We start from the raw sequence: 19,977 nt of genomic DNA on the forward strand, positions 1-19,977 counted from the left end.
CACCTTGTAGGGTGCCCAGCCGCGCTCGAGCAGGATCTGTGTGCCTTCCTCGATCTCTTCCTTCAACCCGTCATAAAGGTCGTCGTGCATCTGCTGCACCAACTCGTCGTCGGAAAGCTCGGAAAGGATGATCTCGTCGTCGGCCATTTGTTGCCTGCGCCAATTGCTTGTCAGTGATCTACGGGCCGCCGGCACCTTTGTCATAGGTGCCGGCGGCGGTTGCTTGCAGCCTCGGGAGTTATATCAGGCGTCCAGCCAGACGTTCTGGAAGTCCATTTCGTAGGTCTGGTGCATTCCGTAGTTTTTCACCTTCTTGCTCATGTGGCAGTACAGCTTCTGCCAGAACGGCTGGATGATGACGCCGGCATCCTGCAGGATCTGCTCGACGTCTTTCATCACCTCCTTGCGCTTGGCAGGATCGGCCAGCGAGAGCGCCTGTTTCAGCTTGGCGTCGAAATCCGGGTTGGCATAGGCCGTTTCGTTCCAGGCCTCGCCCGAGCGATAACCGAGCGCCAGCACCTGGACGCCTAGCGGCCGCATGTACCAGATGGTCATCGAGTATGGATACTTCGTCCAGTCGTTCCAGAAGGTCGAGCCCGGCAGCACCGTGCGCTTCACCTTGATGCCGGCATCGCGCAACTGGCCGGCGATCGCATCGCCGGTGTTCTTCTGCCATTCGTCCTCGACGGTGATCAGTTCATGCTCGAAGTCGGCCTGCCCGGCATCCGCCATCAGCTTCTTGGCTGCGGCGGCATCGCGTGTCTTCTTGGGCAGCGGATAATATTCGGGATGGATCGGGGCGACGTGGTGGTTCTCGCCGACCGTGCCGCGCCCAGCGTAGCCGAGCTGCATGACGGCATTGTTGTCGACGGCCATCTGCAGCGCGTTGCGCACCCGCTGGTCGTCGTAGGGCTTGTGCGTGATGTTGGTGCGGGCAACCAGCGTGGTCGCCGTTGCGACCTCCGATTTCACCAGATCCATCTTGTCGAGGGCGTCGATGAAGTCGGCCGGCGTTTCGAAATCGAGGTCTATCTCGCCGGACTCGAAGGCATTCAGCGTGGCGTTGAAGTCAGTGCCGTAGTCGATGAACTCGACACCGTCGAGCGGCGTTTCGCCACCCCACCACTTGCCGTTCTCGCGACGCTTCACGACCGCCTTCTGGCCGACGTCGTAAGAGACCAGCTCGAAAGCTCCGGTACCGATTGGCTTCTTGATCGGGTCGGCGCCATCCTTGTCGAAGTCGCGATGCATGACCAGCGCCGGATAGTCGGTGAGGCCCGGTATGATCGCGATGTCCGGTTCGTTGAGCTTCAGCTTGACCGTGAGGTCGTCGACCTTAGTGATCGCGCCATCCTTCGCCTTACCGGTCTTTGTGTCGATCAGCGCACCGACGCGTGCCGCCATGGAATTGCCGGAAGCACCCTTCTCGCACCAGCGGTTCAGATTGAAGACCACGTCATCGGCGTTGAAGGCATCGCCATTGTTCCAGGTGACGCCCTTGCGCAGATGCAGTGTGTATTCGGTGGCGTCATCATTGACGTCCCAGCTTTCGAGCAGGACCGGCTCGAAAGTGAACTGGTGCGTGTAGCGGACGAGCGGTTCCAGCCAACAACGGGTGACGTTTGCCATCTCGGTCCAGTCATAGGTGCGCGGATCCTTCTGTGCCTTGACCGACATGGCGACATGCAGCGTTCCGCCCTTTTTCGGTTCATCGGCCAGGGCTTTTGTCGGCGCGGCAAGGCCGATCATGCCATAGGCGAAAGCCGTCGATGCACCGAATGCGCTGGCCAGCGCCAGGAATTCGCGCCGGTCCATATGGCCCGCACGTGTCTTTTTCGCCATTGCCTCGATAGCGCCCGGCACGCGGTCGCCATCGCTTCTGAAGAGCGTCATTTTTTCCTCCCTGGGTGGTTCCGTCAGGTTTTCGCCATCAACTAGTGCTGTTGTTCTATCAGCTGACGCTGTCCGGTAGCTTTTCCTCGCGCCGCGCGATCAAATCCTTGAGACCATCGGCGATGCCCTCATCGAGCTTCGGCTCCTCATAGTCCGCGAGCATGTTGCGCGCTTTCTCGCGACCGCGGGTGTCGTGGTCCTTTGCGCCTTCAGCCTTCCACTGTTCGAACGAATTGAAGTCCATGATGCTGGGCATGAAGAAAGCGGACTCGAAATGTTCGAGCGTGTGCTGGGTGCCGAGGAAATGACCCTGCGGCCCGACCTCGCGGATCGCCGCCATGGCTTCCTTGAAATCGTCGAACGGCAGCCCGCCGGCATATTTGTACCAGCCGACAAGCTGCTCGCAGTCGGTCGCGAATTTCGAATAGCCGCAGGTCAGGCCGGCCTCGAGCCAGCCGGCGGAGTGCCAGATGTAGTTGGCGCCGGCCAGGATGGCGGCATGCATCAGCATGTTCGCCTCGTAGCCGGCCTGGGCGTCGTTGAGCTTCGAGCCGACATGGAAGCCCGACGTGCGCCACGGCAGCCGGTATTTCCTGGCCAGCGCGCCCATCAGATACATCATCTGGGCGGCTTCCGGCGTGCCACCCATGGGCGCGCCGGTCTTCATGTCGACCGTGACCATGAACTGTCCGTAGATCTGCGGCGAACCCGGACGCAGCAGCTGCGTGAACGCGACGCCGGCCAGCGCTTCCGCATTGACCTGCGCGACCGCGCCGACGGCGGATGCCGAGGTCGAGGCGCCGCACAGCGCGAAGGGCGCCAGGATCAACGGCTGGTTGCTGCGCGCGTAGACCTTCATGGCGTCCAGCATGGTGGCGTCCCAGACCAGCGGCGAGTTGCAGTTGGTGATCGCCACAAGCACCGAATTGTCGCGGACAAAATCCTCGCCGAACACGATGCCGGCCATCGCCATGGTGTCTTCCGCCCGCTCCTTCGACGTCACAATGCCCATGAACGGCTTGTCGGAGTGCTTCAGCGCTGAGTGGATGATGTGCAGATGGCGCTTGGGCACCGCAATTTCCATCGGCTCGCAGATGACCGAGCTCGACGAGTGCAGCGCCGGCGCCATGTAGGCGAGCTTATGGAAATTGTTGAGGTCGGCAAGCGAGCCGTAGCGCCTGTTGTTGTCGAGGTCGCGCACGTAAGGCGCGCCATACATCGGAACGAAGATGGAATTCTTGCCGCCGACGCGCACGGTACGCTCGGGGTTGCGGGCATTGAGGGTGAACTCTGGCGGGACCTTCGAGACCAGTTCCATCAAGAGCGCACGGTCGATACGGACGCGCGTCTCGGAGACATCGGCTCCGGCGGCCTTCCACAGGGCGATCGCCTCGTCGTCGCGGAACTCGCAGCCCACCTCTTCAAGGATCGAGAGCGACTCCTGGTGGATCAGCTCCACCGCCTCGTCTGGGACCATCTGATAGGCGGGGATCTGGCGGACCAGGGTTGGAAACGACGCCATGGGCACGCCCCGCATCGCCTTGCGCCCCAGACGGCCACCGCTGCGGCGGTGGGCAGTTTCGGTCACTTCAACGGCCGGTGCGTTCATGGCAAGTCAATCCTCCCTGAGCCCGTCAACTTAGCGAGACGAAATATGACTGTGACGCTGGAAAAACCTGATCTCTTGTATAAGCTCTGCTTATGCGAAGCTTGCGCCACCTCCTGCCCTCGGCCGGCAGCCTGATCGTCTTCGAGGCGGCCGGGCGGCTGTCGAGCTTCACCGCCGCCGGGCGCGAGCTCGGCATGACGCAGGCCGCCGTCTCCTATGCTGTGCGCGGGTTGGAGGAACAGCTCGGTGCCAAGCTGTTCCAACGCCGCCACCGGCAGGTCAGCCTGACCGAGGCCGGCGAGCGCTTCCACGCCGATGTCTCACTCGGCCTGTCCCACATCCGAAAATCGGCGGAAGACCTGCGCCTGCAGGTGACCGGCGGCCATGTGACGCTTGCCGCGTCGACCGCCTTCGGCTCGTTCTGGATGATGCCGCGCCTGCAGCAGTTCCGCGACGAATTGCCGGGCGTTGATCTACGCATCCAGACCGCCGACCGCGACCTCGACATCATCGCCGAGGGCATCCCGCTCGGCGTGCGCGGCGGCGTGCCGCGCGATTGGCCGGACTATCATTCGCTGTCGCTCTCTGACGAGGAGATCTTCCCGGTCGCAGGCCCCAACTATCTGGCGAAGTTTGGGCTGCCGAAGACCGTCGAGGAACTGGCAACGCACCGACTCATCCATCTCGAGGAGCCCTACCGCGAGGCCCCGAACTGGGACGAATGGTTCGCGTCCGCAGGAACCAGCCTCCGTAATGCCGAGCGCGGCTTGCGCATCAATGACTATGCCTTGGTGATTCAGGCGGTCATGGAGGGACAAGGCATCTCGCTCGGCTGGCGGCATCTGGTCGCGCGCCTCGTGGCATCTGGACTGTTGGTGCCGGTGACGGATCATGTGCTGAGGACCGGCGTCGGATTCTACGTCATCTGGCCGAAGAACCGCGAGCTCAGCGACAATGCCCGCAAGGTGCGGGACTGGCTGGCGGCGCAGGCGTGACGAGGCAAGCCGCATAGCTGGGATCGCAGCGAGGGGGTGCTGCCCCGCCGTCTTGTCCGCTATTCCGCCGCATCGAAAACTTCCGCATCCGTTACGAATCCGCCTATAGTGCTCCCATGCCCATCCGCCAGCTTTCCGAAACGATGATCAACCAGATCGCCGCCGGCGAAGTCATCGAGCGTCCGGCGAGCGTGGTCAAGGAACTGGTCGAAAACGCGCTCGATGCCGGTGCTTCCCGCGTCGAGATCGTTACCGCCGGTGGCGGGCTGAACCTGATCCGCGTCACCGACGACGGCTACGGCATCCCCGAACAGGAGCTGGTGCTGGCGATTGCCCGCCACTGCACGTCCAAGCTTGGCGACAACATCCACGACATCCGCTCGCTCGGGTTCCGCGGCGAGGCGCTGCCGTCGATCGGTTCGGTGGCGCGGCTGTCGATCCGCTCGCGCACCGCATCCGGCGACAGCGCCGCCGAGATCGGCATCGAGGGCGGCCGTATATCCGCCGTCAAGCCGGCGGCGGCCAATCGCGGTACGACGGTCGAGGTGCGCGACCTATTCTTCGCCACGCCTGCCCGGCTCAAATTCATGAAGGGCGAACGCGCCGAAAGCTCGGCAACCAGCGACGTGGTCAAGCGGATTGCCATCGCCTTCCCTGCCGTGCGCTTCACGCTGGCCGGCTCCGACCGCTCGACACTGGAATTGCCGGCGACCGACGACAGCTCCGAGGGCCGCCTTGCCCGTGTCGCACAAGTGATGGGCGCCGACTTTCCGGACAATGCGATCGCCATCGATGCGACCCGCGACGGCGTGCAGCTTGCCGGCCATGTCTCGATCCCGTCGTTCAGCCGCGCCAACGCGCTGCAGCAATATGCCTATGTCAATGGCAGGCCGGTGCGCGACAAGCTGATCGCCGGCGCCATTCGTGGCGCTTTCGCCGACGTGCTGCCGCGCGACCGCCACGCCGTGACCGTGCTGTTCCTGACGCTCGATCCGGGAACCGTCGACGTCAATGTCCACCCGGCCAAGGCCGATGTGCGCTTCCGCGACCCCGGACTGGTGCGCGGGCTGATCGTCGGCGCCATCCGCGAGGCGCTGGCCGATGCCGGCATCCGCGCCGCGACCACAGGTGCGGCCGGCATGATGGCGGCGTTCCGGCCGGGTGCTGCCAGCTACGCGCATCCCGGCCCGGCCCATGGACACCGCAGCTACGATGCGGCCTATCGCGCCTCGGGCTTTTCCGGGTTCGACCGCTCAGCGCAGCGGCCGCTCGACATGGAAGGCGGTGGATCCGGTAGTGGCGGCTTCCGCGAGAACGATCAGGCCGCCTTCGATGCCGGGTCGCTGGCCAGCGCCGATGCGCGCGCCGGCCAGGACGAGGCGGCCGAGACGCTGCTCGGCACAGTGCTGGGTGCAGCGCGGGCGCAGGTGCATGAGAACTACATCGTCGCCCAAACCAGGGATTCGCTCGTCATCGTCGACCAGCATGCCGCGCATGAGCGGCTGGTCTACGAAGCTTTGAAGAATGCGCTGCACGCCCGCGCGGTGCCCTCGCAGATGCTGCTTCTGCCGGAGATCGTCGACCTGCCGGAGGAGGATGCCGAGCGGCTTGCCATGCATTCCGAGACCTTGGCCCGCTTCGGCCTCGGCATCGAGCGCTTCGGGCCGGGTGCCGTCGCGGTGCGCGAGACGCCGTCGATGCTCGGCGAAACCAATGTGCAGCAGCTGGTGCGCGACCTCGCCGACGAGATCGCCGACAACGACACGGTCGAGACGCTGAAAGGCCGACTGGACAGGATCGCCGCGACCATGGCCTGCCACGGCTCGGTGCGCTCCGGCCGTCTGCTGAAGGCCGAGGAGATGAACGCGTTGCTGCGCCAGATGGAGGCGACGCCGGGCTCCGGCACCTGCAACCATGGCCGCCCGACCTATATCGAGCTCAAGCTCGCGGATATCGAACGGCTGTTCGGGCGGCGGTGACGAACACGCTTACCAGTTCCGTCGGCGTTTGCGGCCACCTCTCCCTCGCATCGTGGGGGTGAGAACCCAAGCTTTCCGAGGTCGCCTCGTGCAACGGATCGTAATTCTCGGAAATGCTGGAAGCGGCAAATCAACCCTGGCGAGGGAAGTGGGCGAACGGCTGAAATTGCCGGTCGTGCATTTGGACAGACTGTTCTGGGGGCCGGGTTGGACCAAACCTCAAAATGCGGTCTTTCGTGCAAGCGTCAGCCAAGCCATCTCTGGTAACGGCTGGGTGTGCGAGGGAAACTATTATCGGCAGACTTTCGACCTAAGGCTGCCCCGCGCCAATCTCGTTGTCTGGCTCGACACCCCTCGCGTAACCTGCCTGAGCCGGGTCATATTGCGTAGCGCATTGAACCGGCCTCGGCCTGATCTTGCGGCCGGATGCCGGGAGAGACTGGACAAAGAGTTTTTGGAGTTTCTTCGCTACATCTGGAATTTCGACCGTGACAGTCTACCGCTCATCGAGCAGGAGCGTCTGGCGAGGGGAGCACTGGTGCCGGTGATCAACTTGCGTGGCAGCCGTCAGATATCCGACTTCGTAAGCTCGCTTGCTCGCCAGCCCTAATGCAGCCAACCGCTACAACCCTCTGATTCACCTCTTCAAATTCACCACGACGACGCCGCCAAGCGCCAGTGCGCCGCCGATGATGCCGAGCAGGGTCGGCACTTCGCCGAGCCAGAAGAAGCCGATCAGGGTGGCCACCGGCGACACCAGATAGAGGAAGTTCGAGGCGCGCGCGGCCGGCAGGCGCGACAGCGCGGTTGCCCAGGCGGCGTAGGCGATCAGGCTCGGCACGATGCCGAGGAAGACGACGGCGCCAATACCGGCGGCGTCGGCGACCGCGGCCTGCGAGAGCGCGTTGGGCAGGAAGGGTGCCAGGCAGAGCGCGCCGAGCACCATGTTCGAAGCGGCTATGGTCAGCGGGTGGTGGTGGGCGAAAAGCGGCTTCTGGACGATGGTGTTGACGGCTGAGCACAGAGCGGAGCCCAAGACCAGCAGCGCGCCGGTGTTGAAATGCAGGCCTTGCCCCTCGCCCATGGCGATGATGCCGATGCCAGCGAAAGAGATCGCCGTGCCGAGCCAGGCCAGGCCGGAGAAGCGTTCGCCAAGCAGCGCCATGGCCATGATGGCGGTGAAGATCGGGCTGACATTGATGATGAAGCCGGCGGCACCGGCCGAAACCGTCAGCTCGCCGAAATTGAGCATCGCCGTGTAGAGCGCGACGAAGATGGCGCCACCGAAGGCGAAGCGCCACAATTCGTCGATCCTGGGCAGCGCCGGGCGCTTGACGGCGAGGAAGATCGCGGCCGGCACGGCGGCGATGGCGAAGCGCAGCGCACCGAGTTCCAGCGGATCGAAGGCAGCGAGGCCGGCGCGGATGGCCGGAAAGGCGGAGGCCCAACCGACCACGGTGAGGGTCACCGCGATGACCGCCGTGGTGTCCATGCGCTGTGTCGAATTCAACGTGCCGGTGTAAGCGCTCATCTGACCGTCCTCGCGATTCAATTGCATGATGTATAGAAATGCCATTGCCGGCCGGTTGACAAACGAGCAAATCGAGGGTCACCTGTGAGCATGGATCACAGCTTAGAACCGATGCTGCCGCTCGAGACCTTGCGCGCCTTCGACGCGGCGGCGCGCACCGGGAGTTTTTCAGCCGCCGCCGAAAAGCTCAACCTCACCCATGGCGCCGTCAGCCGGCAGATCGCCAAGCTGGAGGACTGGCTGGGGCTGAAAGTGTTCGATCGCGGCGCTCGCGGCGTGTCGCTGACCATCGAGGGTAATCGTCTGCATCTCAGGACCACCGAAGCCTTCGCGCTGATCGCGAGCAATTCCGACCGCTGGGTGGAGCCGCGCGGCACCGCCGTGGTGCGGCTCGCCTCCATTCCCTCGGTGGGAGGACTGTGGCTGATGCCGCGCATGGCCGCACTCGAGAACAACCCGACCAAATTGCGCATCGTGCTCGACGTCGACAACCGTCAGGCCGATCTCGCCGATGAGGGCATCGATCTTTCGGTCCGCTGCGGACGCGGCCGCATTCCCGGCCGCGTTTCGGTGCAGCTGTTCGAGGAACATGTCTTTCCGGTCGCCTCGCCGGAACTGGCGAACGAGATCGGCCGTGGCGATCCTGCCCGGCTGCTCAAATTCCCGCTGATCAACGATTCCGATGCGTCCACCTGGCGCGCCTGGTTCGCGGCGCAGGGCATGGACTACCGCCCGCGCCCGCACGACCGCCGCTTCGAGGACTATAATCTGGTGCTCGACGCCGCCGCGCACGGTCTAGGCATCGCGCTTGCACGGCCGCCGCTGACGCAGGATCAGCTGAAGTCGGGGCGTATCGTCGCCGTCGACGACCGCGTCGCGCTCAATCCGATCTCCTATTGGCTCGACCGGCCCGCCGGCCGCCCGCGCGCCGCCGCCGCCGACCTTGCCCGCCGCATCGCTGCGCAGGCCGGGCTGGCGCCGGAAAAGATCGAGGCGTTTATCGAGGCCGAGGGCTAGCGAAGCACCGTCAGCAGAAATCCGACGATCGCGCAGGCAAGCAACCCGGCGCCAAACGACATCAGTCCGACGCTCATCTGCCTGGGTTCGGGCTCCGCCATGTCGCCCGGCCGAGAGCCGCGCTGCCCTTGTCTCGCTTCCGAGCCAATGGCGGGAGCACGGCGAAGCGGCGAGACCTCTGCTGTGAGAAGCGCCAACCAAGCCATGACAATTGGCTTGCCGCCCTCATCTGCGGTCACCTGGGCCAACGCCAAGCCACGTTGCGCGGTGTCGGCTTCCGGCGCCTGTCTCCTCGCGGCGGTTGTGACCGGTGTGGCATCGCTTGCCGCATCCGCGCCCGGGTCGATCAGGAGCCGGTAGGCATGCTCGATCTCGGACGAGGACAATTGCTGCGGCATTCCGGCAGCGCCGGCCGGCAGCAGGGTCGGCAGCACAGCCGCCATCGGCTGCGACGGCCCTACCGCCGGTGCCGGCGGCGCAACCAAAGCCTTGATGAGCGCCGTCCTCGCTGGATCGGCCTTCGCCGACGGCAAAGCCTCCGGCGTGAAGGCTTGCCGCAACAACGATGTCAGGCGGGCAGAGGAAATGTCCATGCCGGTCCCCGCAAGAGCGGTTCATCGTTTCACGGAAACGCCGAACCACTCTATCTCTTTGTCTTGACGCAATCCCGGACGGAAAACCCGTTTCACACTTTTCCTGGAATTGCTCTAGCAGTATCAAATCGGACAATAGGCCATCAGCATTGCGTCAAGCTTGACCTCGCTGGCAATTTATGGCGATGACATTCTCATGAACCTTGGCGCCACCTCATGATGAACCGCTTCGAAGGCCCTGGCGGCAAGGAAGCCCGGATTCGCTATCTCGATGGCGATTTCCAGGTCACCAGCCCCGGCACGTTCGTGCGCTGCGCGGTGACCGGCGAGAGCATACCGCTCGACGAGCTCAAATATTGGAGCGTCGCCAGGCAAGAGCCTTATGCGAACGCCACTGCCTCGCTGCGGCGTGAGATGGAAGCGAATCCGGATCTGCGCAGCCGGCGCTAGTCACCCCCGCAACTTCCGCTGCTGCCACGCATCCAGCGTTTCGTCGATGATCCGCTCCGGCACGTGGTCGAGCTCGAACACGGTGTCGATTTCCAGCACGTCGAGCTGATCCAGGAACCCGGCGAGTGCAGTGCCGTGGCGTAGCCGGGCCGCATCCTTGGCGGTGGTGACGAGGCGAAGCCCTTCGCGGCGCGCGGTGCCGGCGAGTTCGGCAAGCTCGTCCTCACCGTAGAAATGATGATCCGGAAAGGCCCTCGAGAGCGCGACCTCGCCGCCGGCGGCGCGAAGCGTGTCGAAGAATTTTTCGGGATGGCCGATGCCGGCGAAGGCCAGGAACCTTTTGCCGGCAAAGCGCTCCTTACCCCGAGGTAAGGTATGCGCCTCGAAGATCGGCCGGCCGGCGCGCGCCGCCTGGCGGACCACCGCATCGGCCGCTGTGCCCTCGCCCATCTTCAGCAACGCACTGGTGAAGACCAGCTGGTCGACGATGTTTGCCCTGAGCGGCCCGCCGGGGATGACGCGGCCGTTGCCGATGCCATAGCGCGTGTCGACGACGACCAGCGCAAAGTCGATATGGATGCGCGCGCTCTGGAAGCCGTCGTCCATGATGAGGAAGTCGCAGCCATGCTTCTCGATGAGCAGTCTGGCGCCCGCCGCACGGTTCGGCGTCACCGCGACCGGCGCATGTTCGGCCAGAAGCAGCGGCTCGTCGCCGACATGTTTGGCGGCGTCATGGTGCGGATCAACGAGATGCGGCTGCGCGAACGAGCCGCCATGGCCACGCGACAGGAAACCGGGATTGAGCTGCATGCGTTTGGCCTGCCTGGCCAGCGCAATCGCCACCGGCGTCTTGCCGGTGCCGCCGACGGTGAAATTGCCGACGCACAGCACCGGTGCCTCGACCTTTTCGCGCGGTGCACGGCGCATGCGGCGACCGGCGACAATTGCATAGGCGGCCGACAGCGGCGACAGCGCCAGCACGCGCCAGTCCGGCTTTTCCCACCAGAAGGGCGGCGCCTCGGAGGTCACGCTACCTCCCGTTGGCGCCCTTCAGGCGCGACTTGACGACCAGCGGCTGGATATAGGGCTCCAGCGACTTCAGCGTGCGCGCCAACGCGCCGCGCATCTCGTCGACGGTCGCCACACCGGCGGCCATCATCTCATAGCGCGCCGCCTCGTTGGTCAGAAGGAAATTGACGGCGCCGGCCAGCATGTCGCGGTCGCGCACGAGTCTCGCGCCGCCACTGTCGAGCAGCCGCTGATAGGCCTCGCGGAAATTCTGAACGTTGCGGCCGGCGAGTACCGCCGTCTCCAGCATCGCCGGTTCCAGCGGGTTCTGGCCACCCTCGGAGGTCAGCGAACGGCCGACGAAGGCGATCTCCGTCAGCCTGAGGTAAAGCCCCATCTCGCCGATCGTGTCGCCGAGCAGGATGTCGGTGTCGGCGGTGATCCTGTCGCCCTTGCTGCGCCGGGCGAGCTTCAGGCCCATGCCGGAAATCTGCGCGGCCAGCGCCTCGGCGCGGTCGGGATGGCGCGGAACGATGATCGTCAGCAGGCCGTGATGGCGCCTGTGCAGCATGGCGTGGACTTCCGCCGCCACCACTTCCTCGCCGTCATGGGTCGAGATCGCCGCCCAGGTCGGCCGCTCGCCGATCTGCCGCTTCAGCGAGGACAGCGCCCGTTCGTCAAACGGCGGCGGCGCGGTGTCGACCTTGAGATTGCCCGACACGGTGACCGGCCGGGCGCCCAGCGAGCGGAAGCGCTCACCGTCGACATCCGACTGGGCGACGACATGCGCAAGGTTCTCGAACAATGCCTCGGCGATGTTGGCGCGCTTCTTCCAGGAGGTGAAGGAGCGGTCGGACAGCCTGCCGTTGACCAGCACCTGCGGCACGCGCCGGGCGCCGAGTTCCAGCATGGTCATCGGCCAGATTTCCGATTCGGCGATGATCGCCAGGTCCGGCCGCCAATGGTCGAGGAAGCGGCTGACCGCCGGCTTCAGGTCGAGCGGCACATATTGGTGGATGATGCGGGCGCCAAGCCGCTCGTCGGCGACTTGCGCGGAAGTGACGGTGCCGGTGGTCAGCACGATGTTGACGCCGTAGTCGAGGATGCTCTCGACCAGGGGAATGACGGCGAGGGTCTCGCCGACACTCGCTGCGTGGATCCAGATCATCGGCCCTTCCGGGCGTGGCCGGCCGGCGACGCCGTAGCGCTCGCGCCGGCGCACTCGATCTTCCTTGCCACGGGAGGTGCGCCAGGCGACGTAGGGCCCGATCAGCGGATAGGCGGCGGCGCCCGCGTAGCGGTAGGCCGACAGCATGGCGCGCGCCCAGCGCTCGCTCACTTAGGGCCGTCCACGAGGCGGTAGGCCTCGGCGGTGGCGGCGTTGAGCGAGGCGGTCAGTTCCTGGCGCTTGCGCTCCATCTCGGCGTCGTCGGCATTGGCCGGCACCAGCACCGGCGTCCCGAGGACGATCGAGGCTCGGCCGAAAGGCAGGTTGATCGTGGTCTTGTCCCAGCTCTTCTCCAGCACTTTGCGGCGGCTGGTGGCGATGGCCGCGGGCATGATCGGGCGGCCCGAGAGCCGCGCCAGAAGGACGATGCCGAGCCCCGCGTCGCGCGGCGTGCCGTGGGGTATGTCTGCGATCATGGCGACGTTCTTGCCGGCCGTGAGCGACTTTTTCAGGGCAATCAACGCCTTGGCGCCACCCTTGTCGAGATGCCTGGTGCTGTCACGTCCGCCGGAGCCGCGCACGGCCTCGATGCCGAATCTCTCGAGCATCAGCGCGTTGAGCTCGGCATCGGCGCTGCGCGAGACCATGGCGACCAGCGGCCGCCCCTTGGGATAGTAGGCCGGCGTCAGAAGATGCTGGCCGTGCCAGAGCGCGATGATGCCGGGTTCCAGATGCGCATAGGCGCCGCCCGCAACCTTCGCCGATCCCTCGACCAGGCGATTGGTCAGGCGCACCAGACGCACGAACTGGGCGAGCAGGCCGACGATGACGTTCTTGACGATTCGCGACTGCGCCAGCGGTTCGCGGACCCTGCGCCAGAAGGCCTTGGTGGCTCGGCTGCCGCCACGGCCCGCGGGCGCGGCCTCGCCGGCCGGCGCTTTCGCCGCATCATGGTGCATAGAAGTCAACCGACGGCCTTGCTGTCTGGGTCGAGCAGCCGATGCAGGTGAACGACGAAATAGCGCATATGGGCGTTATCGACACTGGCTTGCGCCTTGGCCTTCCAGGCCGTGTGCGCGGATTGATAGTCGGGGTAGATGCCGACGATGTCGAGCCCGTCGAGGTCGCGGAATTCGGTTCCGCCCAGCTTTTTCAGCTCGCCGCCGAAAACCAGGTGCAAAAGCTGCTTCTTTCCGTCTTCCGCGGTCATGTCGGTCCTTCACATATCGTGAGTTTGCAGAGGTCTAGACCAAAGCCGCCGATTTTGGAACCTTTGATGATGGTTAACTGTCCAGCCCGGCAATGACACCGGCGAGCACGGCAAGCAGCGCGCCGCTGCCGGCGGCGAGCGCGCCATGGCGAATCACCTCGCCGGCATAGCGCGGCCGCTCGCCATTCCGGTCGAGCAAGGCACCGCCGGCCTCGTGCAGGATGAGATCGGCGGCGGCGATGTCCCAGTCATGCGCGCTCGGCTTGACGAAGGTTGCATCGAGGCGGCCATTGGCCACCATCGCCAGCCGGTAGGCGAGCGAAGGAATATGGGTCACGCGGTTCAGCCGGCCCTGCCATTTAGCCGGCATCAGGTCGACCAGCGGCTTCGGCCCGCCAATCTCGACCTTGGCCGAGAGCTGGCGCACGGCAATGCGACGGTCGTTCAGGAACGCGCCTTCGCTGGGCAGCGCCCAATAGGTCTCTCCCATGGCCGGGCATTCGAGCACGCCGGCCAGCGTGCGACCGTCTTCGACCACCGCGACGCTGACGCACCAGGAGCGCAGGCCTTCGAGGAAGCCGCGCGTGCCGTCGATCGGGTCGACAACGAAGGTACGGCGCGCCGAAAGCCTGACGGGATTGTCGGCGGTTTCCTCCGACAGCCAGCCATAGTCAGGCCGCGCGGAAAGCAACGTGTCGCGCAGATAGGCGTCGGCGGCGTGGTCGGCTTCGCTGACCGGCGAGGTGCCGCCCTTCATCCAGACCTGCGGGTTGTTGCCGAAATAGCGCATGGCGATGATGCCGGCCTCGCGGGCGGCGTCGCGCAGCAGGGCCAGGTCCTCGCCGGCCCCGGCCGATATGACCGTATCAGGCGCCGGCAAGGGTCATCCCTTCGATCATCAGCGTCGGGGCCGCGGTGCCGAAATCGCGGTCGAGATCGCTGGCCGGGACCATGTTGAGGAACATCGTCTTCAAATTGGAGGCAATGGTCACTTCCGCGACGGGATAGGCAAGTTCGCCATTCTCGATCCAGAAGCCGGACGCGCCGCGGCTGTACTCGCCGGTGATCATGTCGACGCCCTGGCCGAACACTTCGGTGACGTAGAAGCCGCTCTTCAGCGATTTGATCAAATCTTCCGGCGTGCGTTCGCCCGGCTCGATGGCGAGGTTGGTCGAGGAAGGCGAGACGGAGGAGCCGCTGCGCGACCCGCGTCCATTGGTGGTCAAGCCGAGTTCACGCGCGGCAGAGGTCGACAGGAACCAGTGATTGAGCACGCCCTTTTCGACCATCAGCAGCCTCTTTCCCTCGATGCCCTCGCCGTCAAAGGGGCGCGAGGCCTGGCCACGGCGGCGCAGCGGTTCGTCGGTGACGGTGATCGCTGCCGACGCCACCTGCTTGCCCATCATGTCGCGCAGGAAGCTTGTCTTGCGCGCCACGGCGGCGCCATTGATGGCGCCGGCGAGATGGCCGGCAATGCCGCGCGCGACGCGCGGATCCAACACGACATCGACCGACCCGGTCGCCGCCTTGCGGGCGCCGAGGCGGCGCACGGCGCGCTCGCCGGCCTTGCGGCCGATATCTTCGGGTGCGTCGAGATCGGAAAAATGCTGGTGCGAGGAGTACTCGTAGTCGCGCTCCATGCCGGTGCCCTCGCCGGCAATGACACTGGCCGAGCGCGAAAAGCGCGAGGCGACATACTGGCCGACGAAGCCGTGCGAGGTGGCGAGCACCAGCCCGCCGAGCCCGGCGCCGGCGCTGCTGCCGGACGAGTTGGTGACGCCCTTGACGGCAAGTGCTGCCGCTTCCGCCGCAAGGGCCGCTTCCTTCAATTCATCGGCCGAAACCTCGGTCGGGTCGAACAGATCGAGGTCGCGCGGCTTGCCGGCCAGCAGCGCCGGATCGGCGAGCCCCTGATAGCGATCCTCCGGCGACACCTTGGCCATGGCGACCGCGCGCTCGGCCAGCGCCTTCGGGTCGGAGGCGGCGGTCGCCGAAACGCTCGCCACGCGCTGGCCGACGAACACACGCAGCGAGACATCTTCGCTCTCGGACGATTCGGTGGCCTCGACCTTGCCCAGCCGCACCGACACGCCGGCCGAGCGGCCACGCACCGCGACCGCATCCGCGGCATCGGCGCCGGCGCGTCTGGCGGCCTCGACCAGGGCCGCGACGCGGTCGGTCAATTTCGCTGCGTCGAGCGTATCGGTCATGCGTATCAATCCTGCTTTTTCTGCCGGCCTTCGGAGGAAGCCACTGGCACCCATCTATTGGTCCGCCGTGGCTTGTACAATGGGAAACGCGGCAATCAAAAGGCAAGGCAGCCGGTTCAGAGCCCCAGCCACGCCCATCTCGCCTTTCCGGTCTCGCCGAGAAGGCTTCGCGTCCTAAGGAGGAAAGGACCGTCAGAAGCGATCTGCGGCAAAAGGAGCGACGCGCGCCGCATCGCCGTGTCCGGCGATAAGATCGGCGACCAGCCGCGCCGTGATCGGCGCCAATGTCAGCCCGAGATGGCCATGGCCGAACGCGTGGACGACGCCGGGACTGCGGCGCGAGAGCCCGATGACCGGACGCGAATCGGGCAGCGATGGCCGGAAGCCGAGCCATTCCGATGACGGCTTGCCGAGCTGGGGAAAGATCTGCCTCACGCCGCGGTCGAGCAGCGCCAGTCGGCGCGGATTGGGCGGTGCGGCAAGCCCGCCAAGCTCGACAGTGCCGGCAACACGCAGCCGGCCGGCCATCGGCGTCATGTAGAAGCCGAGATCGACGGAACAGACCGGCCGGTTGAGCAGCGGCGCATCGGTTGAAAATTCGAGGTGATAGCCGCGCTCGGTCTCGAGCGGAACGCTGTCGCCGGCTTGCGCGGCCAAGGCGCGTGAGCGTGCGCCGGCGGCGATGACCACCGTCTTCGCTTTGACCCGGAAACCCGGGCCGCTGAGTTCCACGCCGCCGGCGCCGGCTCGCAGGCCGGTCACTTCGGCCCTGGCCAGCGACGCGCCGCGTGCGACGGCCGCCTCGAGCAGGCGGCGCATCACCATGCTCGGATCGGTGACGTTCAGCGAGTCCGGAAAGTACAGGCCACGGGCCGCGATCGCCTGCAGGCCGGGCTCCAGCACGGCGACCTGCTGCGGCGTCAGCACCTCCTGGTGGACGCCAAATTCGGCACGCAACGCCCGGCCGCCGGCGGCAGCGGCAAAGTCGCTCTCGCGGCGGTAGAGATAGAGGCAGCCATTGCGGCGCATAAGGTCCTGCAGGCCGGCCTCCTGCACCATCTCTCCCCAGGCCGGCAAGGCTTCTGACAGCAGCCCGGCAAGCGCCAAGGCATTGGCGCGGGTGGCCCCGGGCAGCGACTGCCTGACGAAACGGGCGAGCCATGGCGCCAGCTGGAAAAGCGCGGTCCAGCGCAGCGCAAACGGGCTGTCGGGATCGAGCAGCAGCTTTGGCAAGGCGTGCAGCACGGCCGGGTTGCCGACCGGCATGCAGGCATATTCGGCGATCGTCCCGGCATTGCCGAAGGAAGCGCCGGAGCCCGGCTCGTTAGGATCGATGAGCAGAACCTCGCGCCCCTCTCCGGCAAGCCTGAGCGCCGTCGCCAACCCGACAACACCGGCGCCGACGATGGCGATCTCGACTGTTTCGGATGCGGCCACGACTGACCCCTCAGACGAAGCCAGGCAGTTGCAGATGGCCGGCCGCAAGCAGCTCGGCCATCGTGCTCAGCGCCATCCGCAAATCGTCGAGCGAACGGGCGGCGCCGACATTGATGCGCACCCCATGCTGTACCGGCTCGCGGCCGACAGCGAAGGCGTCGCCCGGCAGCACGGCAACGCCGCGTTGCTGGCAGGTGCGGGCAAAGCCGGCGCCGCGCCAAGGTTCGGGGAGCCGCAGCCAGGCATGGGTCGACGTCGGATGGGTCTGGACATCGAAGCCGCCGAGGATGTCGCTCAGCACCGCCTGGCGCTGGCGCAGTTCCTGCTTCTGTGCCTCGATGATGCGCGTTGCCGTCCCCTCCTCCAGCAATTGCGTACCGATCAGCGCCGCCATCGGGCTGATGCTCCAGCAATTGATGCGAAGTGCGGCCGCCACCTGGCCGGCGATGGCGCGCGGCGCGATGACGAAACCGAGCCTCAGCCCCGGCGCGATGCATTTCGACAGGCCGCCAATATGGACCGTCAGCTCCGGCTCGAGGCTGGCCAGCGACGGCGGCGGATTGTCGGCCAGCGGACGATAGACGTCGTCCTCGATGATCAGCACATTGTGGCGGCGGGCGACTGCGACCAGTTCGTTGCGGCGTTCGGCGCTGAGCGTGATCGTCGTCGGGTTGTGCAGTGTCGGCACCAGGAAGACCGCGCGGGGCCGAAGTTGCCCGCAGGCGGCATCAAATGCGTCCGGGCGCATACCGCCGCGATCCATGGCGACGCCCCTGAGATCGAGCCCATGCACCCGGCAGAGCGCATTGATGCCCTGATAGGTGACCTCGTCAGCGAGAATGACCTCGCCCTGCTTGGTCACGGCGCCAAGCACGCAATCCAGCCCGTGCTGGGCGCCAGCCGCCAGCACGACGCGGCCAGCATCGCCGTCGCCGGCCACCGGCCGCATCCATTCGGCGATCGCCGATCTCGCCCACAACGGTCCTTCCGGCGGATGGTAGTCCTGCAGCGTGGCGTAGTGCCGGTGCTTGGCCATGCGCGGCAAGAGCAATGCCAGCGCGTCGAGATAGGCTGACGTCGCCGGCCGGTTGACGGACAGGTCGACGACGCCGCTGTCGTCGCTCGGCGCCGAGACGAAGCCCGGCCTTTCGCCGGCATCGCGGGCGGCGACGGTCGTGCCGCGCCCCGGCCGTGCTTCGAGCAGACCGCGCTCCTGCAGCGTCGACAGCGCCCGCGTTACCGTGGTGACATTGATGCCCAGCGCTCGCGCGATCTCGCGCTGCGGCGGCAGCCTGTCGCCCACGGCAAGCGTGCCGGCGGCGATCCGTTCGGCAATTGCGTCGGCAAGGCGGCGATAGACCGGACCTTCATCCGAGGCGAGTTGCAGGTCTTGAAGCATGCGGATTGGCGGATTCGGACTGTTGAGACGATTGGCATCTAGCATAAGACAATGCGCCGGACAATAGCGCTTGTCTGGTTGATAAATTCAATATCCGACCGCGAAAATCCCACACAATCGTAAAAAAAGTCGCTTGACGTGGAAACTTGTCTGCATCTATGGTTCTTTAGCCATCGATTGTGTGAGCATACAAGTTTGGTTTGCCGCCCTTGTGCGGCCAGCGCCCCGCGAGACCGAGACATGCAACGCAAGCCCCTTTTCGTTTCGACCAACGGCCTTGGCGGCCGCACGACGGATTTCCACCCGTGACCGCCGTCGCGACAGCCCGGCCAGCCGGCAACGCCGCCTCGGCACCAGCAGCCGACCTCAAGGGGTTTGTCGAATTCACCGACGTCGAGAAATCCTATGACGGCCGCACCTTTGCGGTGACGCGGCTGAACCTCGGCGTGGCGCGCGGCGAATTCCTGACCCTTCTCGGCCCTTCCGGCTCAGGCAAGACGACGACGCTCAACATGCTTGCCGGGTTCGAACGGCCGACCAGGGGTGTCATCACGCTGGAAGGCCGCTCGGTCGACCGGCTGCCGCCCTATGAGCGCAACATCGGCATGGTGTTTCAGAACTACGCGCTGTTCCCGCACATGACGGTGGAGGAGAACGTCGCCTTCCCGCTCTCGGTGCGCAAGATCGACAAGGCTGACATCACCACCCGTGTCGGCCGCGCGCTGGACATGGTGCGGCTCAAGCAGTTCGGCGACCGCCGGCCGACGCAGCTTTCCGGCGGCCAACAGCAGCGCGTGGCGCTGGCGCGCGCACTGGTGTTCGAGCCGAGTCTGGTGCTGATGGACGAGCCGCTCGGCGCGCTCGACAAGAAGCTGCGCGAACATATGCAGCTCGAGATCAAGCAGCTGCACACGATGCTCGGCGTCACCATCGTCTATGTCACGCACGACCAGAGCGAGGCGCTGACGATGTCGGACCGCGTCGCCGTGTTCAACAATGGCGGCATCGCCCAGCTCGGCTCGCCCGACGATCTCTACAACACGCCGCAAAGCTCTTTCGTGGCGAGCTTCATCGGTGAGAACAACACGCTGGCCGGCAAGGTCGAACACGTGGTCGGCAAGGAATGCCGCGTCGCTCTGGACGGCGGCGGCGCGATCACCGCTTTGGCCATCGGCGTCGCCGAAGGTGGCGCCTGCCATGTCGCCATCCGCCCCGAGCGGCTCGGCCTGGCGGCCGCAGCGCAGGCCGGCAACAGGCTGACTGCCACGGTCGACGGCCGCATCTATCTCGGCGATCACCAGCGCCTGCTGGCCAGGCTCGAAAACGGACAGGTGCTGACCGTCAAGGTCGGCCCCGAAGCGACCATGGCGAATGGGGAGCCGGTGATGGTTTCCTGTGCGCCCGGTGATTGCCGCGCCTTCCCGGCCGATGCCGGAACGGCCGGATCGATATCAAAAACAACAGGGGAGTAAGATCAC

General features: G+C 65.7%; 18 protein-coding genes and 1 pseudogene. 6 read left to right on the top strand and 13 right to left on the bottom strand.

Annotated features, from left to right (window positions below; genetic code table 11):
- The 3 genes and pseudogenes from AC04SI_RS20550 to AC04SI_RS20560 form a co-directional block, all read right to left on the bottom strand.
- Positions 1-147: pseudogene (locus AC04SI_RS20550) on the bottom strand (cobalamin-binding protein); the annotation flags it as partial.
- A gap of 96 nt (positions 148-243) precedes the next feature.
- Positions 244-1,893 carry an ABC transporter substrate-binding protein gene (locus AC04SI_RS20555; protein ID WP_488474789.1) on the bottom strand — a complete coding sequence of 550 codons (1,650 nt, stop codon included), beginning with the start codon at positions 1,891-1,893 and terminating at the stop codon, positions 244-246.
- A gap of 58 nt (positions 1,894-1,951) precedes the next feature.
- A complete protein-coding gene (locus AC04SI_RS20560) occupies positions 1,952-3,502 on the bottom strand; it encodes a trimethylamine methyltransferase family protein (RefSeq protein ID WP_404275854.1) in 1,551 nt (516 codons plus the stop codon).
- A 92-nt stretch (positions 3,503-3,594) separates the two neighbouring features.
- On the opposite strand from AC04SI_RS20560, the gene AC04SI_RS20565 reads away from it, so the two are divergent.
- From AC04SI_RS20565 to AC04SI_RS20575, 3 genes are all read left to right on the top strand, one after another.
- On the top strand, positions 3,595-4,497 hold the full coding sequence (locus AC04SI_RS20565) for a LysR substrate-binding domain-containing protein (RefSeq protein WP_192179531.1): 903 nt from the start codon (positions 3,595-3,597) through the stop codon (positions 4,495-4,497).
- Positions 4,498-4,613: 116 nt separating this feature from the next.
- Positions 4,614-6,476 (top strand): DNA mismatch repair endonuclease MutL, encoded by a 1,863-nt coding sequence (gene mutL, locus AC04SI_RS20570; protein WP_488474790.1) that lies wholly within the window; start codon positions 4,614-4,616, stop codon positions 6,474-6,476.
- Positions 6,477-6,624: 148 nt separating this feature from the next.
- Positions 6,625-7,086, top strand: coding sequence for a P-loop NTPase family protein (locus AC04SI_RS20575; RefSeq protein WP_488474791.1), 462 nt, complete (start codon positions 6,625-6,627; stop codon positions 7,084-7,086).
- Positions 7,087-7,113: 27 nt separating this feature from the next.
- Here AC04SI_RS20575 and AC04SI_RS20580 read toward each other — a convergent pair whose 3' ends face one another.
- The gene (locus AC04SI_RS20580) at positions 7,114-8,007 is read right to left on the bottom strand and encodes a DMT family transporter (RefSeq protein WP_488474792.1); all 894 of its coding nucleotides are present in this window, start codon (positions 8,005-8,007) and stop codon (positions 7,114-7,116) included.
- Between the two features lie 90 nt (positions 8,008-8,097).
- Between AC04SI_RS20580 and AC04SI_RS20585 the strand changes: the two genes are divergently transcribed.
- Positions 8,098-9,024 (top strand): LysR substrate-binding domain-containing protein, encoded by a 927-nt coding sequence (locus tag AC04SI_RS20585; protein ID WP_404275861.1) that lies wholly within the window; start codon positions 8,098-8,100, stop codon positions 9,022-9,024.
- On the opposite strand, the gene AC04SI_RS20590 is transcribed toward AC04SI_RS20585, so the two are convergent.
- Complete coding sequence (locus tag AC04SI_RS20590; RefSeq protein WP_488474793.1) at positions 9,021-9,617, bottom strand: hypothetical protein; 597 nt, start codon at positions 9,615-9,617, stop codon at positions 9,021-9,023. The two genes, AC04SI_RS20585 and AC04SI_RS20590, sit on opposite strands and share 4 nt — an antisense overlap.
- Before the next feature lie 216 nt (positions 9,618-9,833).
- On the opposite strand from AC04SI_RS20590, the gene AC04SI_RS20595 reads away from it, so the two are divergent.
- Positions 9,834-10,067, top strand: coding sequence for a DUF2093 domain-containing protein (locus AC04SI_RS20595; RefSeq protein WP_040584002.1), 234 nt, complete (start codon positions 9,834-9,836; stop codon positions 10,065-10,067).
- Here AC04SI_RS20595 and lpxK read toward each other — a convergent pair whose 3' ends face one another.
- The 8 genes from lpxK to AC04SI_RS20635 all read right to left on the bottom strand — a co-directional run bounded on the left by lpxK (position 10,068) and on the right by AC04SI_RS20635 (position 18,499).
- Positions 10,068-11,096, bottom strand: a complete 1,029-nt coding sequence (lpxK, locus tag AC04SI_RS20600; RefSeq protein WP_488474794.1) for a tetraacyldisaccharide 4'-kinase — start codon at positions 11,094-11,096, stop codon at positions 10,068-10,070. It lies immediately after the preceding gene.
- Position 11,097: 1 nt separating this feature from the next.
- Entirely contained in the window at positions 11,098-12,414 is a 1,317-nt protein-coding gene (gene waaA, locus AC04SI_RS20605; protein ID WP_404275867.1) for a lipid IV(A) 3-deoxy-D-manno-octulosonic acid transferase, read from the bottom strand.
- The gene (locus tag AC04SI_RS20610) at positions 12,411-13,202 is read right to left on the bottom strand and encodes a lysophospholipid acyltransferase family protein (protein WP_404275868.1); all 792 of its coding nucleotides are present in this window, start codon (positions 13,200-13,202) and stop codon (positions 12,411-12,413) included. Before AC04SI_RS20610 ends, waaA begins: the two co-directional genes overlap by 4 nt.
- A gap of 5 nt (positions 13,203-13,207) precedes the next feature.
- Positions 13,208-13,453 carry a DUF4170 domain-containing protein gene (locus AC04SI_RS20615; RefSeq protein WP_064992210.1) on the bottom strand — a complete coding sequence of 82 codons (246 nt, stop codon included), beginning with the start codon at positions 13,451-13,453 and terminating at the stop codon, positions 13,208-13,210.
- A 73-nt stretch (positions 13,454-13,526) separates the two neighbouring features.
- Positions 13,527-14,333, bottom strand: a complete 807-nt coding sequence (locus tag AC04SI_RS20620) for a 3'(2'),5'-bisphosphate nucleotidase CysQ (RefSeq protein ID WP_488474795.1) — start codon at positions 14,331-14,333, stop codon at positions 13,527-13,529.
- Positions 14,320-15,663, bottom strand: a complete 1,344-nt coding sequence (locus AC04SI_RS20625; RefSeq protein WP_404275871.1) for a TldD/PmbA family protein — start codon at positions 15,661-15,663, stop codon at positions 14,320-14,322. Before AC04SI_RS20625 ends, AC04SI_RS20620 begins: the two co-directional genes overlap by 14 nt.
- A 192-nt stretch (positions 15,664-15,855) precedes the next feature.
- The gene (locus tag AC04SI_RS20630) at positions 15,856-17,100 is read right to left on the bottom strand and encodes an NAD(P)/FAD-dependent oxidoreductase (RefSeq protein ID WP_488474796.1); all 1,245 of its coding nucleotides are present in this window, start codon (positions 17,098-17,100) and stop codon (positions 15,856-15,858) included.
- 10 nt (positions 17,101-17,110) lie between these two features.
- Positions 17,111-18,499: an aminotransferase-like domain-containing protein gene (locus AC04SI_RS20635; RefSeq protein WP_488474797.1), complete on the bottom strand. Its 1,389-nt coding sequence runs from the start codon at positions 18,497-18,499 to the stop codon at positions 17,111-17,113.
- Between the two features lie 305 nt (positions 18,500-18,804).
- Here AC04SI_RS20635 and AC04SI_RS20640 point away from each other — a divergent pair, with 305 nt between their 5' ends.
- Entirely contained in the window at positions 18,805-19,971 is a 1,167-nt protein-coding gene (locus AC04SI_RS20640) for an ABC transporter ATP-binding protein (protein ID WP_404275875.1), read from the top strand.
- Positions 19,972-19,977 lie beyond the last annotated feature (6 nt).

Source organism: Mesorhizobium sp. CNPSo 4689 (genome assembly GCF_057784325.1).

Excerpts from the sequence above, each read along its gene's own strand:
- AC04SI_RS20555 (WP_488474789.1), bottom strand. The coding sequence starts at position 1,893 with ATGACGCTCTTCAGAAGCGATGGCGACCGCGTGCCGGGCGCTATCGAG.
- AC04SI_RS20560 (WP_404275854.1), bottom strand. The coding sequence starts at position 3,502 with ATGAACGCACCGGCCGTTGAAGTGACCGAAACTGCCCACCGCCGCAGC.
- AC04SI_RS20565 (WP_192179531.1), top strand. The coding sequence starts at position 3,595 with ATGCGAAGCTTGCGCCACCTCCTGCCCTCGGCCGGCAGCCTGATCGTC.
- mutL (WP_488474790.1), top strand. The coding sequence starts at position 4,614 with ATGCCCATCCGCCAGCTTTCCGAAACGATGATCAACCAGATCGCCGCC.
- AC04SI_RS20580 (WP_488474792.1), bottom strand. The coding sequence starts at position 8,007 with ATGAGCGCTTACACCGGCACGTTGAATTCGACACAGCGCATGGACACC.
- AC04SI_RS20585 (WP_404275861.1), top strand. The coding sequence starts at position 8,098 with ATGGATCACAGCTTAGAACCGATGCTGCCGCTCGAGACCTTGCGCGCC.
- AC04SI_RS20590 (WP_488474793.1), bottom strand. The coding sequence starts at position 9,617 with ATGGACATTTCCTCTGCCCGCCTGACATCGTTGTTGCGGCAAGCCTTC.
- AC04SI_RS20595 (WP_040584002.1), top strand. The coding sequence starts at position 9,834 with ATGATGAACCGCTTCGAAGGCCCTGGCGGCAAGGAAGCCCGGATTCGC.
- AC04SI_RS20610 (WP_404275868.1), bottom strand. The coding sequence starts at position 13,202 with ATGCACCATGATGCGGCGAAAGCGCCGGCCGGCGAGGCCGCGCCCGCG.
- AC04SI_RS20615 (WP_064992210.1), bottom strand. The coding sequence starts at position 13,453 with ATGACCGCGGAAGACGGAAAGAAGCAGCTTTTGCACCTGGTTTTCGGC.
- AC04SI_RS20625 (WP_404275871.1), bottom strand. The coding sequence starts at position 15,663 with ATGACCGATACGCTCGACGCAGCGAAATTGACCGACCGCGTCGCGGCC.
- AC04SI_RS20635 (WP_488474797.1), bottom strand. The coding sequence starts at position 18,499 with ATGCTTCAAGACCTGCAACTCGCCTCGGATGAAGGTCCGGTCTATCGC.